Below are 530 nucleotides of genomic sequence, written 5' to 3' on the forward strand. Positions count from 1 at the left end.
ACCAGCGGCTGCACCAGCACTTCCTGCAGGTAGTCGGTGCATGCGATCGCAATCGTGAGACTTGCCTTTGCTGGGTCGAAGTGTCGGTGTTCGCCCAGAGTCGCGCGCACTTGGTCCAGTGCAAGGCGAAGCGGGTCCAGCAATTCCAGCGCCTTGGCCGTCGGTGTCATGCCGCGCTGCACCGGTATCAGCAAGGGATCGTCGAACAAGTCCCGCAGACGGCTCAATTGTGCGCTGACCGCAGGCTGGCTCAGGTGCAAGCGTTCGGCTGCGCGCGTCACGTTCTGCTCCACTAGCAGGGCTTCTAGCGTGACAAGAAGATTGAGGTCTAGCTTCTTGGTATCCATGCGATGGATGGTAGAGGAAAAGTGAATCTATTTCACAGATACCTTCAGGCCGTCCACACTGCCAGTCATCCCAATCTAGATGACGCTGGAAGGCCACGCTATGCAATCAGTCCGCCCAAAGAAAGTACTCATTGTTCACGCCCATCCCGAACGAACGTCCGTGACATCCCAGCTTGCCGAGGC

The 530-nt window shown here is 57.9% G+C and carries 1 protein-coding gene; it reads right to left on the minus strand.

Going from position 1 to position 530, the window contains the following annotated elements; translation table 11 throughout:
- A partial coding sequence (locus KDH83_RS31345) for a LysR family transcriptional regulator (protein WP_212323027.1) occupies positions 1-347 on the minus strand: 347 nt, incomplete at its 3' end.
- Positions 348-530 lie beyond the last annotated feature (183 nt).

This window comes from Achromobacter sp. Marseille-Q0513 (assembly GCF_018195695.1).
In the GTDB taxonomy this organism is placed as follows: domain Bacteria; phylum Pseudomonadota; class Gammaproteobacteria; order Burkholderiales; family Burkholderiaceae_B; genus Achromobacter.